The 22,686-nt window shown below is 73.3% G+C and carries 21 protein-coding genes; 16 read left to right on the top strand and 5 right to left on the bottom strand.

Going from position 1 to position 22,686, the window contains the following annotated elements:
- Window positions 1–18 precede the first annotated feature (18 nt).
- Both ACLQ27_RS03340 and ACLQ27_RS03335 read right to left on the bottom strand, forming a co-directional pair.
- On the bottom strand, window positions 19–1,182 hold the full coding sequence (locus ACLQ27_RS03340) for a M20/M25/M40 family metallo-hydrolase (protein ID WP_357497151.1): 1,164 nt from the start codon (window positions 1,180–1,182) through the stop codon (window positions 19–21).
- A gap of 91 nt (window positions 1,183–1,273) precedes the next feature.
- A complete protein-coding gene (locus tag ACLQ27_RS03335) occupies window positions 1,274–1,837 on the bottom strand; it encodes a carboxymuconolactone decarboxylase family protein (RefSeq protein WP_425865546.1) in 564 nt (187 codons plus the stop codon).
- 286 nt (window positions 1,838–2,123) lie between these two features.
- Between ACLQ27_RS03335 and ACLQ27_RS03330 the strand changes: the two genes are divergently transcribed.
- Complete coding sequence (locus ACLQ27_RS03330) at window positions 2,124–3,083, top strand: DUF559 domain-containing protein (protein ID WP_425865545.1); 960 nt, start codon at window positions 2,124–2,126, stop codon at window positions 3,081–3,083.
- 58 nt (window positions 3,084–3,141) lie between these two features.
- On the opposite strand, the gene ACLQ27_RS03325 is transcribed toward ACLQ27_RS03330, so the two are convergent.
- The 3 genes from ACLQ27_RS03325 to ACLQ27_RS03315 all read right to left on the bottom strand — a co-directional run bounded on the left by ACLQ27_RS03325 (window position 3,142) and on the right by ACLQ27_RS03315 (window position 5,079).
- Window positions 3,142–3,492 (bottom strand): hypothetical protein, encoded by a 351-nt coding sequence (locus ACLQ27_RS03325; RefSeq protein ID WP_357497145.1) that lies wholly within the window; start codon window positions 3,490–3,492, stop codon window positions 3,142–3,144.
- A 179-nt stretch (window positions 3,493–3,671) separates the two neighbouring features.
- Entirely contained in the window at window positions 3,672–4,175 is a 504-nt protein-coding gene (locus tag ACLQ27_RS03320) for a hypothetical protein (RefSeq protein WP_357497143.1), read from the bottom strand.
- 130 nt (window positions 4,176–4,305) lie between these two features.
- Window positions 4,306–5,079, bottom strand: coding sequence for a hypothetical protein (locus ACLQ27_RS03315; RefSeq protein WP_425865544.1), 774 nt, complete (start codon window positions 5,077–5,079; stop codon window positions 4,306–4,308).
- Window positions 5,080–5,335: 256 nt separating this feature from the next.
- Here ACLQ27_RS03315 and ACLQ27_RS03310 point away from each other — a divergent pair, with 256 nt between their 5' ends.
- From ACLQ27_RS03310 to ACLQ27_RS03240, 15 genes are all read left to right on the top strand, one after another.
- The gene (locus tag ACLQ27_RS03310; protein ID WP_234582449.1) at window positions 5,336–5,785 is read left to right on the top strand and encodes a ribonuclease domain-containing protein; all 450 of its coding nucleotides are present in this window, start codon (window positions 5,336–5,338) and stop codon (window positions 5,783–5,785) included.
- Between the two features lie 323 nt (window positions 5,786–6,108).
- Complete coding sequence (locus ACLQ27_RS03305) at window positions 6,109–7,050, top strand: hypothetical protein (RefSeq protein ID WP_357497139.1); 942 nt, start codon at window positions 6,109–6,111, stop codon at window positions 7,048–7,050.
- 37 nt (window positions 7,051–7,087) lie between these two features.
- Entirely contained in the window at window positions 7,088–8,257 is a 1,170-nt protein-coding gene (locus ACLQ27_RS03300; RefSeq protein ID WP_234582447.1) for a hypothetical protein, read from the top strand.
- Between the two features lie 16 nt (window positions 8,258–8,273).
- Entirely contained in the window at window positions 8,274–8,702 is a 429-nt protein-coding gene (locus ACLQ27_RS03295; RefSeq protein WP_234582446.1) for a hypothetical protein, read from the top strand.
- A gap of 28 nt (window positions 8,703–8,730) precedes the next feature.
- Window positions 8,731–8,985, top strand: coding sequence for a hypothetical protein (locus ACLQ27_RS03290; RefSeq protein WP_088989350.1), 255 nt, complete (start codon window positions 8,731–8,733; stop codon window positions 8,983–8,985).
- A 2-nt stretch (window positions 8,986–8,987) separates the two neighbouring features.
- Complete coding sequence (locus tag ACLQ27_RS03285) at window positions 8,988–12,188, top strand: hypothetical protein (protein ID WP_425865543.1); 3,201 nt, start codon at window positions 8,988–8,990, stop codon at window positions 12,186–12,188.
- Entirely contained in the window at window positions 12,185–13,660 is a 1,476-nt protein-coding gene (locus ACLQ27_RS03280) for a hypothetical protein (RefSeq protein WP_425865541.1), read from the top strand. The genes ACLQ27_RS03285 and ACLQ27_RS03280 overlap by 4 nt, the downstream gene beginning before the upstream one ends.
- A gap of 2 nt (window positions 13,661–13,662) precedes the next feature.
- Window positions 13,663–14,163 carry a hypothetical protein gene (locus ACLQ27_RS03275; RefSeq protein WP_053659787.1) on the top strand — a complete coding sequence of 167 codons (501 nt, stop codon included), beginning with the start codon at window positions 13,663–13,665 and terminating at the stop codon, window positions 14,161–14,163.
- On the top strand, window positions 14,163–14,813 hold the full coding sequence (locus ACLQ27_RS03270) for a hypothetical protein (RefSeq protein WP_357497132.1): 651 nt from the start codon (window positions 14,163–14,165) through the stop codon (window positions 14,811–14,813). The genes ACLQ27_RS03275 and ACLQ27_RS03270 overlap by 1 nt, the downstream gene beginning before the upstream one ends.
- Entirely contained in the window at window positions 14,810–16,837 is a 2,028-nt protein-coding gene (locus tag ACLQ27_RS03265; RefSeq protein WP_425865540.1) for a hypothetical protein, read from the top strand. The genes ACLQ27_RS03270 and ACLQ27_RS03265 overlap by 4 nt, the downstream gene beginning before the upstream one ends.
- Before the next feature lie 10 nt (window positions 16,838–16,847).
- Window positions 16,848–17,171 carry a hypothetical protein gene (locus ACLQ27_RS03260; protein ID WP_425865539.1) on the top strand — a complete coding sequence of 108 codons (324 nt, stop codon included), beginning with the start codon at window positions 16,848–16,850 and terminating at the stop codon, window positions 17,169–17,171.
- 1 nt (window position 17,172) lies between these two features.
- Complete coding sequence (locus ACLQ27_RS03255) at window positions 17,173–17,676, top strand: hypothetical protein (RefSeq protein ID WP_234582440.1); 504 nt, start codon at window positions 17,173–17,175, stop codon at window positions 17,674–17,676.
- Window positions 17,669–19,105, top strand: coding sequence for a baseplate J/gp47 family protein (locus ACLQ27_RS03250; protein ID WP_357497124.1), 1,437 nt, complete (start codon window positions 17,669–17,671; stop codon window positions 19,103–19,105). The genes ACLQ27_RS03255 and ACLQ27_RS03250 overlap by 8 nt, the downstream gene beginning before the upstream one ends.
- An 11-nt stretch (window positions 19,106–19,116) precedes the next feature.
- Window positions 19,117–21,462, top strand: coding sequence for a hypothetical protein (locus ACLQ27_RS03245; protein ID WP_425865538.1), 2,346 nt, complete (start codon window positions 19,117–19,119; stop codon window positions 21,460–21,462).
- Between the two features lie 13 nt (window positions 21,463–21,475).
- The gene (locus tag ACLQ27_RS03240; protein WP_425865537.1) at window positions 21,476–22,603 is read left to right on the top strand and encodes a hypothetical protein; all 1,128 of its coding nucleotides are present in this window, start codon (window positions 21,476–21,478) and stop codon (window positions 22,601–22,603) included.
- Window positions 22,604–22,686: the final 83 nt, after the last annotated feature.

Raw genomic sequence — 22,686 nt, 5'->3', positions numbered from 1 at the left:
GCACCGGCGAGAAGCACGTTACGGGATGTCGTCGATGGGTCGCACCCTGCCATCCTCCATCGTGGACAGCGCGTCGACGAGTCCGGCGAGCAGCGCCGTCCGTTCGGGCATCCGGTCGAGGCAGACGTACTCGTCGGCGGCGTGTGCCCCGCCGCCGACCGCGCCCAGGCCGTCGAGGGTCGGTACGCCCAGCGCGGCGGTGAAGTTGCCGTCGGACGCGCCGGCCGCGTACGCGCCGGTGAGGCGCGGGATGCCCAGCCGGCGGGCGATCGACTGGGCCACCTCCAGCAGTGGCCGCGCGAGCTCCGGGGCCATCGGGTAGCGGTTGATTCCACCCTGCACGGCCAGCGTCGCCTCGGGCAGGAACGGGACGAGCCCGCGGATGGCGTGATCGACGCGTTCCAGTTCGTCCCTCGTCCAGGCCCGGACGTCGACGGCCAGGCTGGCGCGCTCGGGCACCGTGTTCGTCGTGGTGCCGGCGGAGAGCAGGGTAGGTGTGACGGAGGTGCCGCCGCTGTCGGCCGCGCCGAGCGTGCCCAGGGTGAGCACCTGGTGGGCGACCTCGACCGTCGCGTTGACGCCGCGCTGGGGTTCGACGCCGGCGTGGGCCGCCCGACCGGAGACGGTGAGGCGGTAGACCGAGCCACCCTTGCGGGCCACCTTCAGGTGCCCGTCCGGGGTGGCCGCCTCGCAGACGAGGACCGCGCCCGAGCGCCGCGCCTCGCGCTCGATCAGCTGCCGCGACGAGCCGGACCCGCTCTCCTCGTCGCAGGTCAGCAGCACGCCTACCGACGAGGTGTCCTCGATCAGGCCCAGGGCCGTGAACATCTGCACGATGCCGGCCTTCATGTCGCACACGCCGGGCCCCGTCGCCACGTCCCCGCGGACGGTGAACGGCCGGGACCGGATCGTGCCGACCGGGAAGACGGTGTCGAAGTGGCCGAGCAGCAGCACGCGCTGATCGACGGCCGGCCACAGCAGGTGCGGCAGGCCGTCGATCACGACCCGCTGGGCGGGCCGGCCGAGCACGTCCTTTCCCCAGTCGGCGAGCAGGTTGGCGCAGGACTCCAGCTCCGGCAGCGAGCCCGGCGCCGACTCGCAGGCGACGAGTGTGCTCAGCCGGTCGACCATGTCGGCTCGGAGCCGGTGGGCGGCGTCGAGCAGGAAGCGGGGACGGTCCATCGATCCCTCCTACCGCACGGCCGACGGGCTTCATCAGGCGTGCCCATCGACAATCGCAGGGGGATCGGGGTGCGGTCACCCGTGGTTGTGCTCAGACCGTCGGTGTCGCGGCCGCCGACCCGTAGCCGACGTCGACGATCCGCTGTGCCATCTGCGCGTACGCCTCCTGGCCCTCGGGTGCGAACGTGCCGAGCCCGTCGACGTACCTGTTGAACATGCAGAACGCGGCGGCGATCAGGACGGTGTCGTGGATCTCCAGGTCGGTGGCGCCCTCGGCGCGGGCGTCGGCGACCAGCGCGGTGGTGACGTCGCGGCCACTGATCTGCACCGCGCCGGCGATGCGCAGCAGCGCCCGCAGCTTGGCCGAGATGGGCGCGCTGTCGAGGTCCGCGCGTACCTGGTCGACGAGGGTCATGCCCTCGTCGAGCTGGGCGGCCGCGAACGCCGAGTGTGACGCGCAGCAGAAGGTGCACTCGTTGCGCCCCGAGACGTACGCGGCGATCAGCTCGCGCTCGCCGGGCGGGAGCGTGTGCGGGGCGCGCAGCAGCACCTCGGCCAACTCGTTGAGCGGTTTCGCCGTTTCCGGACGGTACCGCATCGGGCCGGTGACGCCGGGAAACTCCTTCTCGTCGATCCCGAGATCGATGTGCGCCATGGTGATCCGCCCTCCAACCGTGAACCGCGGCCCGACCGGGAGGACACCTCAGCCGGCGTACGACTGCCCGAGCGGGGCGGCGTGACAGGCGCCGCGCAGCCACGATCTCATCCCGTCCGATGTACGTCTTTCTTCATTCATGCTCTTTTCCACGCCGCAACGCGGCCCTGACCACCGCCTACCACAATCGGATGCGACGTGGGTCGTCGTCCACAGGTGTTGTCGCCGTCCACAGGGGCCTCCGGGCGAACACCTGTCGGCGGCAGGTCGGGGCAGGGTCGGTGCCATGGACCCGAGGCCGTGCGACAGGCTCGTGCGTGGCGGCGGGCTCCTCGTTCGTCGGGACGTGGCGCGTGTGGCGCCGGCGTGGACGATCCAGACCGCCTGGCGCGCGGGGCGGATCGTGCGACTGCTGCCCGGGGTCTACGTTGACGCCGCGCTGATCCGGGACCGCACGTCCGACCTGCCGCCTCTGGCCCGGGTCGAGCCCGAAATGGCCCGCCGGGCGGCACTCGCGTACGTCAATGGGCGTGGCGCGCTCAGTCGGCTGACCGCGCTCGACGCGTGGGGCCTGCGCCGGCAACCACCCGGTGAGCCGGTGCATCTCGACCTGCCCACCGGGTCGGGCCTGCGTAGTCGACCGCATCTCGTGGTACGCCACCGCGTCGGGTTCGCGATTGCGCCGCCGCAGGTGGTGGTACGGGGCGGGATGCTGGTGACGCGACTCGACAGGACCCTTGTGGACTGTTGGTCGCTGCTGGCACCGGTCGACCGGCCTGGGCCCCTCATCAGGGCGGTCGATGACCGACTCACCACGCCACAGCGGCTCGTCGTCGCCCTGGCCGACCTGCCCCGGTCGACCGATCGAGCCGCGCTGCGCGGGCTGCTGGATCGGCTCGCCGCCGGTTGCCGAAGCGCACTGGAGATCTGGGGTCACGACCACGTCTTCACCGGTCCGGACATGCCGGCGTTCACCCGGCAGGCGCGGGTGCGGGTCGGAGCCCGGACCATCTACCTCGACATGTTCGCCGAGGTGGAGCGCGTCAACGTCGAACTGGACGGTGCCACCACCCATGGCGATCCGGCCGAACGCGAGATCGACCTCCGCCGCGATGCCCTGCTGGCCACCGTCGGAATCCTCGTCGTCCGTTTCAGTCACCGTCGCCTTGTGACGAGTCCCGCCCAGGTCTGCGAGGAGACCCGCGCGATCCTCGCCGCCCGCCGTCATCTCTCCATGATCAGGTGATGAGAAGTAGGTCTCAGAAGCTCTCCGGACCTACTTCTCGTCACTTGATCATGGGGGGCTAGGTGGTGGCGAAGGCGAGGGCTCCGCAGCCGATCACCAGTACGAGCACCGTCACCAGGACGATGCTCAGGATGGCGCCCGGACGCTGGATCAGCGGCTTGCCGGGGTCGAGCGGCGCCGGCAGTGACGCCGCGACACCCGGCGTGGGCTGGGGCGGGGCGAGGCGCAGGATGCGACGCAGCCGGAAGCGGTCGACGCCGAGGAAGATCGGAATGCCGATGACACCGACTCCCCACCAGCCGGCGAGCAGGGTCTTGTTCGTGTAGTGACGGAACATCGCGAGACCGCAGCTGCGGCACATCCACCCGCGCTGGGAGGAGACGACGTACAGGATGACGATGCTCGTCATCGACTGGAAGGAGACGTGGGCGGCGGGGTGGCTGCCGCAGAACTGACATTCCCCGTCGGCGGGTGGGCGTAGGGCAGGCGGCGGTACGGGCGCGGGCATTGTCGTCACGGGTCGCTCCGGCTGGCGAGAGGGCTGGCGGGTGAAAGAGCTGGCGAGTGCAGGAGTTGCTGCGAGTGTCGTCAGCCGGCCGGTGTGGGGTAGCGGTCGCCGCCGTACTGGCGCAGGGCCGCCGCGACCTGGTCGCGCGACTGCCTGGTGCTCTTCAGGTCGGCGATGCGGTAGCCGCGCAGGCCGGTCAGCTCGACGTCGGGCGCCAGCGCGCGCTCGGTCTGGTCGCCGACCCAGACGGTCAGGATGCTCGGCTTCTCCAGCTTGCCGGCGTTGGGCCTCTTCTCGATCGCCACCCGGCTCACGTCCGACCAGGCGAAGTCCACTGTCGCCTCGCCCCTGGTCCAGGTGATGCCCTGCGCACCGATGCGGACGGCGAACGCCTGGCGGCTCTCCCGCACCGCGCCCAGCCCGCCGATCAGGGCGAGCAGCGCCATCACGTAGCCGACCCAGCTGCCGAAGGTGAACTCCCGGCCCATCGCCGCCAGGATCTCCGGCGAGAACACCAGGACGACCGCCAGCACGAGCAGTGCGGGGCCCTTGGCGTACGGCTTCCAATTCCGTTCGAGTTCCATCGTGTGTTCCTCCCCCGTGCCTCCCCCGAGCGGAAGGACGGGAGGATGCTAGCCAGCCGGGCCGGCGTTGGCGATCATGGCAGAACGCGCGGATCAGGAACAATCGGCACGAAGGTCGATGCCAACCCGATCAAGATTTGGTAGCGCGGAGATGAAGAAGTTCGCCTATCCACCGCGCGGCCTCCCGCTGGGCGGCGAGCAGGTGCTGGCGGGCGTCGACCACCTCCTGGTCGGCGTCCGCGTCGAGGTGGTCGCCCAGCAGCGTCGTCCACCGTCGGCTCAGTTCCTCGGCGTACGTCGCCCGGCGCAACTGCTCGTCGAACTGGTACTCCAGTTTCACCATCCGGTCGACGTGCGGCCGCAGCGCCGGCATGATCCGTTCGTCGAGCCGGACGGCGGCGTCCGGTCGGCAGGTGATGACGACGTCACCGCGCTGGTAGCGCCACTCGGGCTCGTCGGCGAGCGCCCGCTGCAACGCCACCTCCAGGTCGGCTGCCCGGTGCGGCGGCAGGTCCCGGGCGGCGTCGGCGGCGAGCCGGGTCAGCCGTTGGACGGCGTTCGGTTGGAAGTACTGCACGTACCAGCTCAACACCTCGGCGCGCAGGCTGGCCGGTGAGGACCAGGCGAACGTGGCCCGGACGTAGAACGAGTAGACGTATCCCCGCGCGGGGACCGCGATCGGCCGGGGCGCGTCGCGCTGTTCGATGAGCGGACCCGGTGGGGACGGTCCGGCCCCCGCGCCGACGGGCGCCTCGTCCTGGAGCGCCGCCACCAGCCGATCCCACGTCCGCGCCCACCACCGCCAACCCCGGGCACTCACGTCCCGGACGATGGTCAGCCCACGTACGCCCCGCCGACGCCACAGGTCCGCGGGCCTCGGCCTCTCCTCGGGAGCGTCCGTCATGGCACCCCTTCACGGTCACCGATCCGCTTGCCACGCTAACAACCAATGACCGATATGCCCGTAGCCGCGCCGATGGCCCCGGTTGGGTCGGCACTGGTCTGGGCGGGGTGCGCCCGCGGGGCCGTCGTCCGGGGTTCACCGATCATTGTGGAGCAGTTGAGGTGGCGCGGGCTGTCGCTGACGGCCCGCACGGGCGAGACTGAGTCCGGTCCGCCAATCACGCGGATCGATGGATCGGATGGTCTGGAGGCAGCCTGTGTCCACCCTCGTGTCCCCGCTGGCCACGCTCGGCGCGATCCGCCGGCGTACCACCACCCTCGCCCTGCTCCTCACCATGATCGCCGCCGCGCTGGTCGGCCCGTCCGTGGTGGCCCCACGGTTGACCGACTCCGCGTCGGCGGCGGTCTACAGCTCCTGCACCGTCAGCCGCTGCGCGGACGCGCGCACCGCCCGCTCCGGCTGGTCCGCCAAGGGCTTCCCGACCAGCCGCGGCTGGTACTCCTGGAGTGGCGGGCTGTCCAACTTCGCCGGCGGCCGGTTCTACAACAACGAGGGTCAACTGCCCGCCAACGCCACCTACTACGAGTACGACGTGTACCCGCGTACCCAGGGCGCCGCCCGCGACGCGTACCGCATCGTGGTGAACCGCAGCAGCGGCGTCACCTGGTTCTCGCCCAACCACTACACCGACTTCTACCGGCTCTGACCGACCCGAGGGCCGGCCGGTCGCGGTCGGCCGGCCCTCGAGTCGTCGCCCCGGCCGGATCGGCGCGCTCGGTGCCGGCCCGCTCGCACGCGTGACCGGGGCCGGGCAGCGTCGGGTCGCGCGTCCCGCCGGGACCACGCCAGCCCGAAGACGCCCTGGGCGCAAACAGCCGGCCCCGACTGTGCGGGTGCTCAGTTCCCGACAGTCCGGGCCGCGTCCGGGCGCGGTGACGGTGGTGGTGACGCTCGGGTGACGGCCCCTTCGCGATCCTCGTGCCCAGCCGGGCGGCGTGCCCTGGCCGGGGCAGCGGGGAGGCCGGTGCGGTGGACTTCGTCGACGGGGTGCTGGTGCGGTTGGCCGATCCGGGCACCCGCGCCGCCGTCTTCGACGACGCGTCGCTGGCCCACCTGGTCGAGGCCGCGTACGACACCGAGGCGATGCCTGTCGCGCCCCCGTACGCGGCGGTCTTCGACGAGCTGACCCTCGGCTTCGCCGCCGCGCCCGCGACGCTGGCCGAGGGGGAGTGGCTGGGCTCCGGCGGCACCACCCGTACCGAGCTGCGCGTCCGGCTGCACGGACTCGGCGGGTCGGCGCTGCGCATCGACGCGCTCTGGCGGGGCAGCCTGGTGGTGCGTACGAGCCTCGCCCGGGACCGGGTCGAGGACCTCGACGTGGCGGTGCCGGCCTTCGACGTCGACCCGCAGATCATCGCCGACCTCGGCGCGTTGCCGACCGACCCGGCGCTGCTGGAGACCGAGCGGCGCACCCGACTGGTGGCCCGGCTGCGCGCCGGCCTGCACCAGCCGGCCGCGTTCACCGACGCGCACCTGGACCGGCTGCTCGCCGGCGTCGGCGCCGCGAACGCGGGTGACCTGGTGGCGCGGATGCGCGGGCAGACCGCCGGCGCCACGGTACGGCTGCGGTACGCGGCGCCGCCGGCCGCGCCGCCCACACCCCGTCCACTGCCGTTCGCCGCCGCCGTGCTGATCCGCGACCGGGGCTTCTCCCTCGCCGACCTGCTCGTCGAGACGCGGCTGGTCCGGGCCCGCGCCGAGGAGTTGGGCCTGGACGTGCCCGCACCCGACGACGTCCGGCGGCGGCACCGGGTGGTCGCCGTCTGGGTGGTCCCCATCGAGACGTTCGACGACGACGGTTGGCCCGGCGGTGACGCCGGGACCGCCGCGCAGAAGCGGGCCACCCGGTTCGCCCGCGCCGGCCAGTGGCTCGCCCGCAGCGGCATCGGACTGGCCGCCGTGCCGACCTGAGAACCCAGACCAGCAGCAACTTCGTCCGGGAGGACCCGTGGCACCGACAGCAGCATTCCCGTTCATCGAGGTCCGGATCGTGCCGCCACCGGCGCCGCTGGCCCAGCGCTCGCCGGGCGTCATCGCCGTGGTGGGCAAGGCGCCGTCCACGGCCGACGGCGGCTCCGCAGCGGCGAACACGCCGGTCCGGATCGAGACCCTGGACGACGCGGTCACCAACTTCGCCCGCCGGCAGGCCGGCAACGTGGTCCGCAACGCCCTCTACAACTCCCTGGAACTGGCGTTCCTGCAGGACCCGCGGCCGGCCAAGGTGTACGGGGTCAAGGTCGCCGGCGACGACTACGCCGCCGCGCTCGGCGGTCTGGAGGCCGCCGACGACGTGACAATGGTGTCGCTGGCCAACGAGTCGACAGTCGGCAACCCGGCCGGAGCCGGAGCGCCCACCGGGTTGCAGGCGCTCAAGGCGCACGTCGAGACGATGTCGGCCGCCGGCCAGCGGCGGATCGGCTTCGCCATGGTCAACCCGGCCACCGAGAAGAGCCCCGGCTACGTCGCCGACATCACCACCGCGGCGAACCCGCTCAAGAGCAGCACCAGCCGGATGGTGATGATCGCCGCCCGGGGCGCCGACGGCGACGCCGCCACCGCCGCGATGGCGGCCGTGGCCGGCCTGCCGGTGCACCACAGCATCGTCCTGAAGAAGATCCGTGGGGTGGCCATCCCGGTCGCCAAGCAGTACAGCCCGGCCGAGATCAAGGGCCTCTCCGAGGCCAACCTCACCCCGATCATCGACCCGACGCTGATCACCGGCGAGAGCCTGCACTTCGCCGACGGGCGGCTGTTCACCACCGACGCGAGCCTGCTGCACGTCGATCTGGTCCGCACCCTCGATGCGATCGAGTTCATGCTCCGCGCCGGTCTCATCGGCCTGGTCGGCGACGCCCGCATCACCAAGCCGGGCATGACCCTGCTCAAGACCCAGGTGGACGGCATCCTCGGCCCGCTCAAGCGGCAGGCGGTCATCGACGACTACCGCGTCGAGATCCCGGTGCTCGACATCCTCACCATCCCCGAGGTGGCCCGTACCGCCACCGACACCTCGATCGTCACCGCCGCCCGGGCCGACCGCACCGTCGACCTGGTCGTCACCGTCACGTACGGCCCGGCCGTGAGCCGCCTGCTGGTCACGCTCGTGGCCAAGTTCTGACCGGAGGAACCAGACCATGGAGTGGAAGACCCGCCTCGCGGTGCAGTACACCAAGGGCACCGAGACGGTGTTGATCAGCCCGATCGACTCGTTCAGCCCGTCCTTCTCGCTCAACGTCGAGGCGCTGCACTCGTGCGAGGTGACCCACATGGGCGTCATCCACGCGCCGGTGTCGATGAACTTCACGATGACCGTCAAGGCGATCGGGGACGTGGCCGGCCGGCTCACCAAGCTGGCGCTCGACGGCGAGCTGTTCGACATCGCCCTGCTGGAGCACACCGGCGACGACTGGGCGTTCTCGTCGTTCGTGCTGCGGGACTGCCTGATCACCAGCGCGACACCCACCACCGCCACCATCTCCGGCGCCCCGGCGGCGACCTTCAGCGGTTTCAGCCTGGCCGCCTCGGTCGACCCGAAGACCGGCGACCCGTCCGTCCTGCCGTAACCGACCGACGAGGAACCGGAGGTAGCAGATGGCGACCGGAGCTGGCCGCGCCGCGCGGGTCACCCGTACCGGGCTGGCCCTGGTGCACGCGGGTGAGCTGGTGCTGCCGGCGGCCGGCAGCGAGGCGGAGGCCGAGCAGGTGGCCGAGGACGACCGTGCGGTCATCGCGTACCACTTCCCGGTGGAGATCGAGGTGGTCGCGGCCGGCGGCGCCCTCGACGCCGACGCGCTCGCCGACCTCGCGCTGGCCCGCCTCGCCGAGCACCTGGACGGGCGGTTCTGACGGTGGCCATCTCGGTGCACGTGCCGGTGCGGATCCGGCTGGACGCCCGGTCGGTGACCGAGCGGCCGGCGGTCGTGAGCGACGCGCTCGCCGCGGCCCTGGCCCGCGCCCTGGAACGCTCCCGGCAGGAGGTGGTCGCGCCGCGCGGCGGCTATCTGGAGGTACGCGCCGCGGCGCCGGACTTCCGGTGGACCGGCGCGGCAGCCGAGCGGGTGTCGCCGGACGATCGGCGGGCCTTCGAGGCCCGGCTGCGCCGGCGCATCGACGAGGTGGTCGGCGCGGCGCGGTTGGACCCGGGGCTGCCCGCCGGGGTGGCCGCGCCGCTGAGCCGACCGGCTACCGAGCTGTTCGACCCGCAGCGGATGCGGCACCTCCTCGCGGTCTACCGGGTGCCGTCCTACGACGACGGTGGTGACGCGGCCGAGGTGCCGGTGGACGGCGACGAGCCGCCTCCGGTGACCTACCAGTGGCTGCTGCGACCAGCCACCTACCTGGCCGATCACTTCGCCGAGCTGGCCCGCGAGGCGGTACGCCAGCACGGCGGCCTGCCGTCGGGCGCACCACAGGGGATCATCGCGCGGGTGGTCGGCCCCGACGGCCGCCCGGTCTGGGCGATCATGGTGACCACCACGCCACTGTCGGTCCTGACCTTCGAGCGGTTCGGCGAGACGGTGTTCCGGGCGACGCCGCAGCCGCACTTCGAGGTGGAGGAGCGGGTGCCCAGCCCGCAGCCCGGAACGGTGCAGCGACGGCCGGTCGCCGACCGGAGCGCCCTGGTCGCCATGGTGGACGAGGAGCTGAGCGCGGACATCCGGCAGCGGCTGCGAACCGCCTCGCCGCGCGGCGAGACCACCAGCGCCGAGGAGTACCAGGCGCAGATCGAGCGGGCCGTCGACGCGGAGGTGACCCGGCGGGTCGACGCGATCCTCGCCTCGGTGGGCGGGGCGACGCCGACGTGCCTGGTGGTGGTCAGCATCGGCGGGGTGTCCCTGCTGCTGGTCGGCACCGAGGAGACCGACGCCACCCTGCACTGGACCGGTACGGCAAACCTGCTGCCGATCACCGTCGAGCAGCACCCGGCGGCCCCGCCGGACCCGAACGCGCCACCCGGCACCGGCACCGGCACCGGCACCGGGACGGGCACGGGCACCGGGACGGGCACGGGCACCGGGACGGGCACGGGCACCGGGACGGGCACGGGCACCGGGACGGGCACGGGGTCGGGTGGCGCCGGCGGCACCGGGGACGGCAGCGGCAGTGGCCGGCGGGGCGGGTTCGTCTTCGACCCGAGCAGCCCGAGCGCGCCGGCCGGCGCCGAGGGCAGCCGGTTCCCCGTCGTCGGCGCCGGGCACTCGACGATGCCCGCGTGTGCGTCGTTCAACGGGGAGCCGGAGCTGGCCGCCCTCGGGCCGGACGGCGACGAGCTGCGTCGGCTGATGGACGACATCGCGTTCCGGCTGCAGATGGGTGAGCCGTGCCGCTACCCGGCGAACTTCTGCCTCCAGGCCGCCGCCGTGCTGCGCGGCCGGGCCGCGGCGATCAGCCTGCTCGTCGGCGCGGCCGAACGCGAGGCGTTCACCCGACCCGTCCCCGAGGGCTCCGGCCGCCTCGGTCCGCTGGACTTCCGGCCGGTCGCCTCGCCGGCCGTGCAGTTCCTGCGCCACCTGGCCGGCGTGGTGCCCCGCCTGGACCACCTCGCCCAACTGGTCATGCGCCGTTACAGCCAGCCCGAGCACTTCGCCCGCGTCCAGGGCGGCTGGATCGACACGTCCGCCTCCTGGAACCTGCACTTCGTCCAGGCGCTCAGCCCGGCCGTCAAGGCAGCGGTGGGGCAGCTGTTCGTCGTCGGCAGCCAGGCCATGCTCGTGCAACTGCTGCTCAGCTCGCAGAGCGGCATCAACGCGCGGATCACCAACTTCGACAGGTACGCGCCGATCTTCGAGCGGTTGATGGTCTCCCAGCTCACCGACTACGCCGAACTGCAGGGGCTGCGCGAGCGGCTGCGCCGGCACGAGGCGGCCCGGTGGACGGCCCAGCACACCGACGCCGGCGGCGGCGTCCTCGCCACGGTGAGCATGGCCAACCCGTCCACCGCCTGGTACGGCGCGGCCCGCGCCATCTCCACCGCGTTCCTGGCCACCGAGGCCGCCCTGACCAGCCCCGGCGCGGCCGGTGAGATCGTCGAACGCGACGGCGTCACCCGCATCCGCGACTCGCACGCGGTGCTGTGGACCCTCGCCGAGATCGAACAGGCGCTGGTCATCCAGCGCGGCGAGGCCGAGGGCGTCGACCCGCTGGTCAAGCAGATCACCGACCTGCCCGACGTGCTGGAACGCTTCGCCGGGAACCGGTCGGCGATCCGCGACGAGTTGTGGCGGGTGCTGCAGGACATGCGGCGCAACAACACCGAGATGCTGGGCCGCGCCCGCACCGACGCGCACTTCGCCTTCCGGTCCAGCCGGATCAGCGAGCACATCCCGTCGGCCACCATCGCCGGCGGACGGTTCGCGTTGCAGGGCATCCACCTGGTCACGCACCAGCAGCTCGGCGAGTTCTTCGGCGGCAACCTCTACTACGCCACGGGCGTCGACAGCCTGTTCAGCACCGAGCTGGGCCGGGAGGCGCTGAGCGCGTTCGCCATCATGGTGGGGATCATCGCGCTGTCGCTGCTCTGCCCGCCGCTGGGCTTCGTGGTCGGGGTGGCAGTCGCCGCCGTCGACGTGGCGCACGCCCACCAGCGGTCCCGCCTCTACTCCTCCATGCTCGACCCGGAGCTGGTGCTCACCCGCACCGAGGTCGAGGTCGAGCTGTTCGCCGCGTACCTCGGGCTGGCCCTGTCGCTGATCCCGGAGGCCGGCACCATCGGCGGCGCGGCCGTGCGCGGCGGCCGGGTCGCGCTGCGCTTCGGCGTCCGCGCTGGGCTGCGCGCCGCCCGGGGGTACGTGGTACGCCGGGTCACCCGGCAGATCGTCGAAGCCGCCTCCCGCGATCTGCTCCAGGGGTTCCTCACCGAGATCCTGCTCAACGAGGTGCTGGAACGGGTCGTGCAGAAACTGATGGAGCCGATCCTCGCGTACGTGGAGCGCGAGGCGATGCTCAGCGGCGCGGTCGGCGGCCCGGAGGGCGCCCGGTTCATCCTCATGGTGCTCGACTCGCAACACGCTGCCGGGGCCGGCCCGCGCGTGCCTGTGGTGCGGCAGTGACCGGGCCCCGCCGGTTCCGCGCCGGCCGGTTCCTCGACGCCGCCGCCGTGCACGCCGCCGCCGACGCGAACCCCCGGCTGCGCCGGTTCATGCGGACGATCGCCGAACACAGCGAGGCCGGCGAGGTGCGGTCCCGGCGGCTGCTGGAGCACCTCATCCGCCGCATCGTCGACGACGTGGGTGACCTGCACCTGGGCAATGCGCTGAACCGGCTGGAACGCATCGCCGTCCTGCGGGACAACATCGCCGCGATCCTCGACCACGTGCTGGAGGGCGGCACCCTGCCCGACGGGGTGCGGGTGGCCACCCTCGGGGAGTACTTCGACCAGCTCAGCACCGAGATGCGCGAGCTGAGCCGACCTCGCGAAGGCATCGTCGGCGACGCGCCGCTGCGGTTGGCCGACGACGCCGGCGCGTACGCCGACTCGCTGCTGCGCGAGTTCGACGGCGGCGGCGCGGCCGGTCGGCACGTCGAACCGGCCGCGATCGTCGGCGACGCGTTCCGGGCCATGCCGGCGGACCGGCAGGCGGCGCTGCGCCGCGCCGCCGAGCTGGAACCGGCCGCGCTGTGGCGCGCGGTCGCCGCCGAGAGCGAGGGTGGCAAGCGGGCCGCAGTCGCCGCCCTGGAGACGCGCCTCGGCGGCCGGCTCACCCCCGACGAGCTGGCCCGGCTGCGCACCGCCGTCGACGACCTCGGCCGGGCCCGCTCGCGCGGCCTGCAGATGAGCGACGCCCGCCTCGCCGACGCGCTGGCCCGCATCGGCGATCCGGACCTGCGGGCTGTGGTGGCCGGCGGTGACGTCTGGCTCACCCAGCAACTCGCCGTGCACAACCCGGAGGCCCTGGCCACCCTGTGGCGGCGCTTTCGCGAGCGGGGCGGACGCGCCGACGACGGCCCCGGTTTCCGCGCCTACCTGCGCCACGACATGGTCACCTACGGCCGGGGCGTCCTGGGTGAGTACAGCGCCGCGTTCTCCCTGAGCAGCGTCGAGCTGTTCCTCAAGGGACCGGACGCCAACGTCAAGGTCGCCGGCACCGACCTGGTCGGCATCGGCCACGACGGCTGGGTGTGGCTCCTCGACGACAAGTCGCACCGGGCGAGCAGCGTCGCCGGGGTCAGCGCGCTCACCGACAACCTGGCGGTCAACCTGCGCCGCGACGCCGCCGACTTCCGTGACGCCATCGCGCGGCTGCAACGCGACGACCCGGGCTTCACCCCCGACCCGCGCATCCTCGACGCGATCTCCCGGATGGAGGACGCCGCCGCCGAGATCGACCGGATCAACCGGCGCGGCTCCGCGTCCACCCGACCCGCCCGCATCAGCGCGGCGTTGGAGGAACGACGGCTGCGGCTGCGGGTCACCAGCGCCGCGGGCGAGGTCCGCGAGATCACCCAGGCGCTGCGCGACCTGGGCCTGGCCGTCGAGCCCACCGGTACGCCGGTGCCGCTGCCACCCACCGGAGGGCGTTGAGCATGGCCATCACCAGCAGCTTCATGCGCTACGGCACGGTCCCGTCGGCGATCATCAGCGACGGGGTGCTGCCGATCCCACTCTGGGCGGTCACCGCCATCTCCCTCGCCCAGACCTACCACCTGCCGCCGATCGGCTCGACGGCGCACAAGGCCATCGTGGCCACCCACGACGACACCATCACCCTGACCGGCGTGCTGGTCGGCGCGGAACGCTACGCCTGGAAGTTCGCCCTGGAGACGATGGCCGAGGCCAGTAAGCGCGGCACCGCCCTCGCGGCGTACTCCGGGGGCAAGTTCGGCGGACTCATCCTCGTCACGTCGATGACCATCCGCACCGACATGCAGGTGCAGTCGCTGACCTTCAACGCCTCGGCCGCCCGCCGCGACGTCCTGGACACCACCATCACCCTCGTCCACGTGCCCCGTCCCAGCCTGCTCGGCAAGCTGCTCGACGTGGCCAGCATCGGAGTCGGCGCGCTCGCCGACGGGTTGGGCAACTGATGCCACAGTTTCCGATCGACCGCTACCTGCTGCCGGAGACGCCCATCGAGGTGCCCGACGGATTCACCGAGGTCCGGCAGAGCCTCACCGCCGGCCTGCCGCACCGCGTCGAGCTGGGCGCCGGTGTGCACGGGGTGCTGATCCTGCCCACCGGGCTGGCCCGGCAGTGGCTGACCACCGACCCCCTCGCGGTGGTGAGCACCTCCGCCGACGACCTGACGCCCCGACCCGCGCCGCCCGCCACGCCCCGGGCGCCGGCACTGGTCGGCCGGGTGCCGCTGCGCCTGGTCGTCCGCCAGGGCACCCGGATCCTCGGCTCGGTGCCGCTCGCCGCGGGCCTGCGCCGGGTCTGCCCCGACGCCGGCACACCCGTCGACTCCGCCGGGCCCGCCCCGGTCGCCGTCGAGGTGGTCGTGCTCGCCTGGCTGCTGCACGCCGGCACGGTACGCGGCTCCGGCGACTACGGCTCCACGCTGACGGTGGCCTGGCGGCCCGCCGACCGGGCGGTCGACACCTTCGGGCCGCCGCCCATCAACGAGTTCGTCTGGCGTCGCCGCCCACCCGCGCAGCGCGTCGAGTCCGAGCTGGGCCCCGGCAGGCTGCGCTACCGCTACCTGCTCGACAAGAAGATGCGGAGGGTGCTGCGGTGACGCTCACGCCGTTCCAGACCGGCCAGGTGCGCCAGGGCGCGGTCGGCAACGACGCCGGCTGGACCATCACGTTCCACCGGGAGACGTCGACCGGGCTCAGCCCCGACGTCGCGCTCACCCTGTCCAGTGCCGACTACTACGCGGCCATCGACGCCGCGCTGCCCGACGGGCTGGGCCCCGGCGCGTACACGATCACCGTGCAGGGGCTGATCGACGAGCACTTCGCCGCGCTGCGCACCGCCGAGGGGCAGCCGCCGCTGGTGGCGAAACTGCACCTGTACTGGCGCGACGCCAACACCTCCGTCGGCGCGTTCTTCACCAACCTGATCGGCGTCAACGCCGGCCCGACCCCGGCCGAACTGACCCAGGCACTGGTCGCCGTGCTGCGGGTCACCAAGGTGCGCCGGCTCACCGGGGAGCGGACGTACGACACCGAGCTGACCCTCGTCGAGCAGGCGTACGCCCGGCTCGGGCAGCGCGTCGCCGAACGGTTCGAGGCGGCTACCTTCACCGCCGCGATCCAGGCCATCGGCGAGCGGACCCGGGTCGACGTGACCGGGTGGGGCGCCAACCCCGACGGCACGATGACCACCGGCGCCACCGAGGCGGCCGGCGACGAGCGGGTCGCCTTCGGGGCGGGGCTGCTCTACCGCGCCGCGCTGGAACGCATCGGCGGCGCGTTGCAGCAGTCGCTCAACGCGTACGGGCGGGGGATGCTGCTGATCCGCGACGGCACCGTGCACGTCGGGAAGCGGCCGATCCCGTACCCGCAGGGGGAGCCGAAGCCGCTGACCCTCGCCACCGGCCTGCTGGAGTGCACCGAGAACGGCACCCAGGACACCGACCCGTACGCGGCCACCGAGGCCGGCGGCACGGCCGCGCCGCGGCGCAGGGCGTGGACGCTGACCCTCAAGGGCCGCCCCGACCTGAAGCCCGGCGACCTGGTGCGCTTCGATCCGCCGGCGACCGACGAGGCCACCACGCTGGGCAGCGTCGGCGCGGCGCTGCTGGGCTCGTTCGCCGCGCCGTTCGCCCCGTCGACGGGGGAGCTGGGCGCGGGGGCGAAGGTGCTCTACCTCAGCGCGGCCCGGCACACCCTCTCGCGTACCGCCGGGTTCGTCACTGTCGTGCAGGGCGTCGAGGTCACCTCGGGCGCGAGCGCGTGGGACACCTGGAGCGACTCGTCAGGTGTGGCCACCGCCGAGCCGGCCGGCCCGGCGTCGTCGCCAGGGGTGGCCGCCGCCGAGGCGGTGCGCCGCGCGGCCCGGGCCGCCCGGGGCGAGACGCGCGGCCTGGAGATCGGCGAGGTGCGCGCCGCCGCCACCAACGCCAGCGGCGCGGTCGAGCCGCCCGCGCAGACCGAGACGGTGTGGGAGGGCCTGGTCCGCCCGGACGGCCGGCCCAACGCCGCCCGCCGCCTGCCGGTACGCCGGGAGCAGCCCGCGCCGCTGCCCGGGGTGACCTACCTGACCCCGTTCGCGTGGGGTGGCTGCGGGCTCATCCTGCCCCGCTACCCGGGGACCCGGGTGGCGCTGGCCTACCGCAACGGCGCCCCCGACGACCCGGTCGAGGTGGGCGCGCTCTGGCCCACCGGGCACGCCCCGGTGTCGCAGCCGGGGGACTGGTGGCTGTCGCTTCCGGTCGGGGTGGCCACGAACAGCCGCTCGTCGATCGGCGACACGGTGGTGCCCGCCGACCACGACGGCAAGGTCACGCACGACCTCACCGACGGCGACGGCAACCGGGTCATCGAGCTGGGCGAGCTGACCGTGCGGGTGGGCCGCGCCCAGTTGCAGGGACGCGGGCAGCGCCCGGCCCGCGCCGACGAGGCCGACAGCATCACCATCGAGCACGCCGCCGGCGGCTCGTCGATCGTCATGAAGCAGGACGGCTCGATCACCATCACCGCCACCCGGATCGACCTGGACGCCGGCGACGGCGCGGTGAACATCAGCGGCGGCACGGTGAGCATCGCCGCCGACGACGTCGACGTCCAGGTCGACAACGCGATGAACGTCCACTGAGGAGAGCGAGATGGCATTCGTGCTCACCACGTCCAGCGACGTGCACTGCCCCAACCAGGGGAAGGTCTCCCCGACCGGGCAGAGCAAGCTCACTGTCGATCACGTCGCGGTGACCCGGCCGGACGGGATCAGCGGAAAATCGGTGGCCGGGTGCACCATCACCACCAGCAACTCCACCAAGCAGTGCGCCACGGTGACCACGGCTACCGGCTCCGCCGGCAAGCTCAAGGCCGGCGGGGCCGGGGTGGCACTGGACACCCTCAGCGGCGCCACCGACGGCTCCAGCCCCGGCCTGTCGGCCAGCGCCGGGCAGAGCAAGCTGAAGGCGGTCTGAGATGGACCGCACCGAACGCGAACGGCAGGCCGCCCAACGCCGCTACCTCGGCTGGGGCCTCGCCTTCGAACCCACAATGCCCGGCGTCGACCTGGCCCGCGACATCGTCTTCGACGACGGCCCGAACGGCCGGGCGCTGGCCCTCGTCGAAGGAACCGGCAACGTGGCGCAGAGCCTCGCGGTGGCGCTGACCACGCTGCGCGGCTCGAACGTCTTCGACGCCACCTTCGGCTTCGACGGGCTCAACGCCCTCGCCGAGCAGATCGAGCCGAACCTCATCCGCGAGCAGGTCCGCATCGGCATCATCACGCTGCTCGACCGCGACCCCCGCGTCCGCAAGATCGTCGACGTGAACCTCGACGACGGTCGACTCGGCGCGGGCCGCGCCGACGACGCGTCGGCCGCCGCGCTGCGCGCCTCGCGCACCCTGCAGGTGCAGGTCCAGTTCGAAACCATCACCGACGACCGGCTCTCGGTGCGCCTCGGGGAGCTGCCCAGTGTCTGACCCGACCCTCCCGGCCGAGCTGGCCGACGTCCTCGCCGTCGACGCCGCCGCGCTGCGGGCCACCGGCTCGACCGGCTTCGGCATCGTCGAGACCGGCTTCGTGCCCAAGTCCTTCGCCCGGCTGCTCGCCGAGAAGCTGGCCACCGCCCGACTGCTCTTCGGTGAGGACGTCGACCTGACCAGCGGCGCGGTGCTGCGCAAGGTCCTCGAACTGGCCGCCCTGGAGGACGCCCGGCTGTGGGCGGCGCTCGGCGCGGTCTACGACAACTCCTTCGTCGTGTCGGCGACCGCCGACGCGCTGACCCGACTCGGCGAGGAACTCGGCATCGCCCGGCCGTACCTGCCGGCGCGGGGCACGGTGAAGCTGAAGCTGAAGGCGGCGCTGCCCACCGGCCACACCCCGCTCACGCTGCCCCGGGGCGCCCGGCTGTCCACAGCCGGCGGGCACCACGTGGCCCTCGACGAGACAGTGGTGCTCTCCGCCGCCGTCGCCGAGCGCGAACCGGCCGTCGCCGCCTTCTATCCCGGCCCGGCGCACAACCTCGACCCGACGCAGGCCAACCAGAAGATCGACCGCTGGAACCGGGCCGACACCCTGCTGGCCGATCTCGACGACGCCGAGCAGGCCGCCGGCAAGGAGCTGGTCGAGATCACCCACACCGTCGCGCTGACCGGGGGTGAACAGCAGGTCTCCGACGCCCGCTACCGGCAACTGCTGCTGGCCGCGCCCCGCTCGATCTGGACGGCCGAGGCGATCGGCCTGGCCGTGGCCACCGTGCCCGGCGTACGCCAGGTGCAGGTCTTCGACGGCCGGGGCGGGCTGGACCTCAACCAGTCGATCTTCGGCAACTTCAACTTCATCGAGCGGGTCTTCAGCACCGAACGCGATCTGGGCAACCCGTACTACGTCACGGTGCTCGTCGCGCCCACCGCCGCCGCGATCTGGGACGGGCCGGACGGGCTGCACGCCGCCGTCGAGTCGGTCATCGAGGACCTGCGCCCGGTGGGCATCTTCGCCTCGGTGGACCGGGCCGACGAGGTCGGCATCGGCGTCGAGGCGGACCTGGTGATCCGTGGCCTGCCGCTGCCCACCGGCTCGAAGGAGACGGTGAACGCGTCCACCGCCGCCACCGAGCTGCGCGCCCGGCTGCACGCGCGGCTGCGCCGCTACGTCGACGAGCTGCCCTTCGGCGAGCCGGTCCGGGCCGCCGAGGTGATCTGGACGCTGATGAACGAGCCGGGCGTCGCCGACGTACGCGGACTGCGCCTCGTGCGCTTCCCGGCCGACTCGGCGGTGGTGGTGACCGGCAGCGCGCCCACCGGCGACGGCGTGCAGCGGCTGCCGGTCGGCGACAACGCGGTGCTCGCCGCCAACCAGGTGCCCGTCTACGTCGACCGGGACGATCCCCGGCCGTTCCGGATCGTCTGAGCGGGGGCGCGATGACCGACATCCGGGTGCCTGTGGACGGCGCCGACCCGTCCGTCGAACGCAACCTCGTCGACCAGTTGGAGGGCCCCTATCCGGGAACCGTCCGCCGGGTCGTCGTGCCGATCGCGACCACCGGGGCCGCCGCGGTGGACTGGACCAGCCGACACCCTCTGCTCACCGTCGTGCTGCGCGGCGATCTGGTCGAGGAGTCGGTCCGGGTGACGGTCACCGTCGACCCGGGCGGCGCGCACGAGCGGGTGCTGCCGCCGGTGGTCTTCGCGCCCTGGTCCGCCGCGGGAGCGTCGGTGCCGGCGTACGCGCCGGACACCGCCGACGAGCCGCTTGTCGCGCCGTTCACCGTCGCCGTGACGGCCGAGCGGGCCGTCGACGGGGCGGCCGCCACGGCGCTCACCGGTGCGGCGCTCACCGCAGTGGTCGAGCTGGCCGTCGTCGAGGGCAACCTGGGCCGGCTGCTCTACCTGGTGTCGTACGAGAAGCACCGGCTGCGCCGCGCGGCGCGGGAGGTGCACGCGTACCGGACCCTCGCGCACGCCCGCCGCGACGCGCTGGACCGGATCGGCGCGGACGTCGGGGTGGCCCGGTTCGTCGACGAGCTGGTGCACGAGCCGACCAGCGGCGACGTGTACGCCCGCCGGCTGGCCCCACCGGCCCGCGAGCCGGACGCCGCGTACGCCCACCGGTTGGGGCTCTACCGGCGGTTCCTGCTGCCCACTCCGGGCGCGATCCGCCGGCTGCTCAACGGCCCCGGCGCGGACACCGACCCGAACGCGGGGCTCTTCGCCGACCTGCCCGGCGGCGCCCGGTTCACGCTGCGCGAGGACGACGACCGGTTCGCGGTGGCGATCCGGCTGGTCGCCGCCGGTGACCCGCAGCACCGCACGAACTTCCTCGCCCAACTGCGCCGCGACCGCCTCGTGCTGCCCGCCAACACCCCGCCGAACAACACCACGCACGCCGCCCGGGCGCTGCCGTCCGGCCGGCTGGCCGAGGTCACCGCGCTGCGCGCCAGCCTGCGGCAGTCGTACGCCTTCGACAGCGGGCACGCCATCGCGCCGCCGCTGGCCGCCGCGCTGGACCGGGCCGGGCGGGTCTGCCGGGCCCTCGGGTCGACGACCGTGTGGCAGGTGACCCGGGCCCAGGACGACACCGGTGGCAGCCGCTACGAGCTGGGTCTCGGCGTGGACGTGAGCTGGCCGACCCCCGCGCAGGCCACCGACCTGCGCAACCGGGTGCTGGACACCGGCCGCGCGGTCACCGGCGACCGGACCGCCGAGGCCCTGATCGCCGCGGCCCGCGCCGCCGGCGTGCCCACGGTCGGGGCCGACGGCGAGGTGGCCTGGCTGTGGCGCGTGTGCGGGGTGCAGACCACGCACCGGATCAGCACCACCAGGATGTACCTGTCGCACCTGCCCACCCGTGGGCTGGCCGTGACCGCGCCGACGACCGCCACGGTCGGCGCCGACGTGGCCGTCGAGGCGCAGTTCCACGCGCCCGGTGACCCGGGTGGCAACGCGCTGCTGCTGGCCGGCCTGACCGCCGCCGCGACGGCCTGGACGGGCGCGGGGGAGCCGGCGTGGACGCCGATGACCGACGCGGCGGCCCGGACCCGGTGGGCGGGCGTACCGACCCGGCCGGCCGGGCAGCCGGTCGACGCGGTCCTGGCCGCCGCCGGCCTGCCCGCCGTGCGCGACCCGGCGCCCGTGGTGGCCGCACTGAACCGCCTCCCCGACGAGCTGGTGGAGACCATCGAGCTGCCGGCGGCGCTGGCGTCCGCGCTGATCGCCGGGCAGCCGGCCGCCGCCGACCGGCTGGCCCGGCTGGTCGGCCTGCTACGCGACCAGCACCTGGCCGCCGCGCTGCCGCTCGTCGACACCGGCAACCGGGTGCTGCTGGTGTGCAGCGTGATCGGGCTGCCCCAGGCCGGGCTCAACCTGGCCGAGCGGCGGGCCACCGGCTTTCGCTGGTACACCGTGGGGCTCGGCGGCGGCACCGCGGACATCAAGGCGGTCGGCGCGCGGACCACGCTGCGCCCCACCCACGCCGGTCTGGTCGCGGTGGTGGCGCTGTCCTACGTGCGGACCGGGCTGACCGACCCGTACGAGTTCCGGGTGGAGCTGCCCGATTCGGTGGCGTTGACCCTGGCCCAGTACGAGCGGCTGATGAACACGCTGACGCGGGTCTGCCCACTCGGCGTGGAGATCAACACCTTCGGTATCCGGCATGACCACGTCGACCTCGACGCCGACGGCGACGCCGAGCCGCTGCGCCCCGCGGTGGCCCGCACCTTCCGCACCTTCCAGCAGCGCCGGCACCGCGGCGTGTACGACCAGCTCTGAGAGGGACACCACAATGGCGAGCGAGATCAACTACGACGGGGTGACCGTCACCGAGCTGTACGAGGCGTTCACCAAGCACGGCATCCCGGCCTCGGACGCCAGCGTGCTGGTCTCCTCCTGGATCTACGAGAACGTGGGCACCGCGAAGCGGGTGTTCAGCTACGCCGAGCCGTTCGCGGCGGTGGAGCCGGGCTGCGCGCCACCACCGTTCGCCCGCACCTTCGCGCACACCGACTGGGTCGACGGCGAGGACGTCGTGCAGGCCGGGCAGACGCCCGGCGAGCAGGGCTTCAACGAGCGGTTCCACCGCATCGAGCACGACCTGGACCACCTCGGCACCGACCTGGCCAAGGCGTTCTCCTGCATGGCGGCCATGCGGGTGAGCCTGCGCCGGCTGCTCGACGAGATCCGCGCCGAGATCAACCGCCTGCACTCCACGGTGCACGAGACGAAGGTCAGCCCCGGCCCGTACCAGATCGAGCAGATCCCCAACTACATCGGCACGCTCGACTTCGGCAGGTACATGGGCACCACGATGTTCATGGACAAGAAGGTCAGCATCTGGCAGACCAAGGCCGGCACGATCGTGCTGCCGGCTGTCGAGACCCTCGGCGTGGACGTGGTCGCCGGCCCGAAGGTCCGGGGCGCCGCCTACCTCGACCGGTACGCCGTCGAGAACGCCGACGTCCGGCAGCGCTTCCCGCGCGAGGTGAAGGTGGTGGAGTTCATCCGTACCTTCGGCGAGGACGAGGTGGCCGACGGCCGGACGATCCGCGACGTGCTCAAGGTGCTGCCGGCGGACAGCAGCTACCCGAGCCTGGACGCGATGGTCCTCGAGGTCAGCGAACGGGAGGCCGCCATCGTCCGGACCACGGCGGGCGCCCAGTCGGCGGTCTCCGCCGCGCTCGGCATCGACGCGGAACTGGAGAACGTCGCCGACGCCGACATCGCCATGCTCGCCGGGGTGCCCACCAAGGCCCGCGCGGCACTGACCCGCGCCGGGATCAGCACGCTCGGCAAGCTGGCCGAGGCGCCCGCCGAGCGGGTGCTCGGCATCATGAAGGAAGCCGGCGTACGCGCCGACGTCGGCGACGCCGCCGAGTGGACCGGCTACGCCCGGACGCTGAGCAAGCTGCGCTGAACGGCCGGCCATCGCTCCGGCGAACGGCTGATCCCCGCCGTTCGCCGGGTCGGTGTGACGACACTGCGCTGGCGTGCCGAACG

This window comes from Micromonospora sp. DT63 (assembly GCF_049841615.1).
Taxonomy (GTDB): Bacteria; Actinomycetota; Actinomycetes; order Mycobacteriales; family Micromonosporaceae; genus Micromonospora.
Note: the sequence above shows the minus strand (reverse complement) of the source record. Positions and strands in the feature narration are given on the sequence as shown.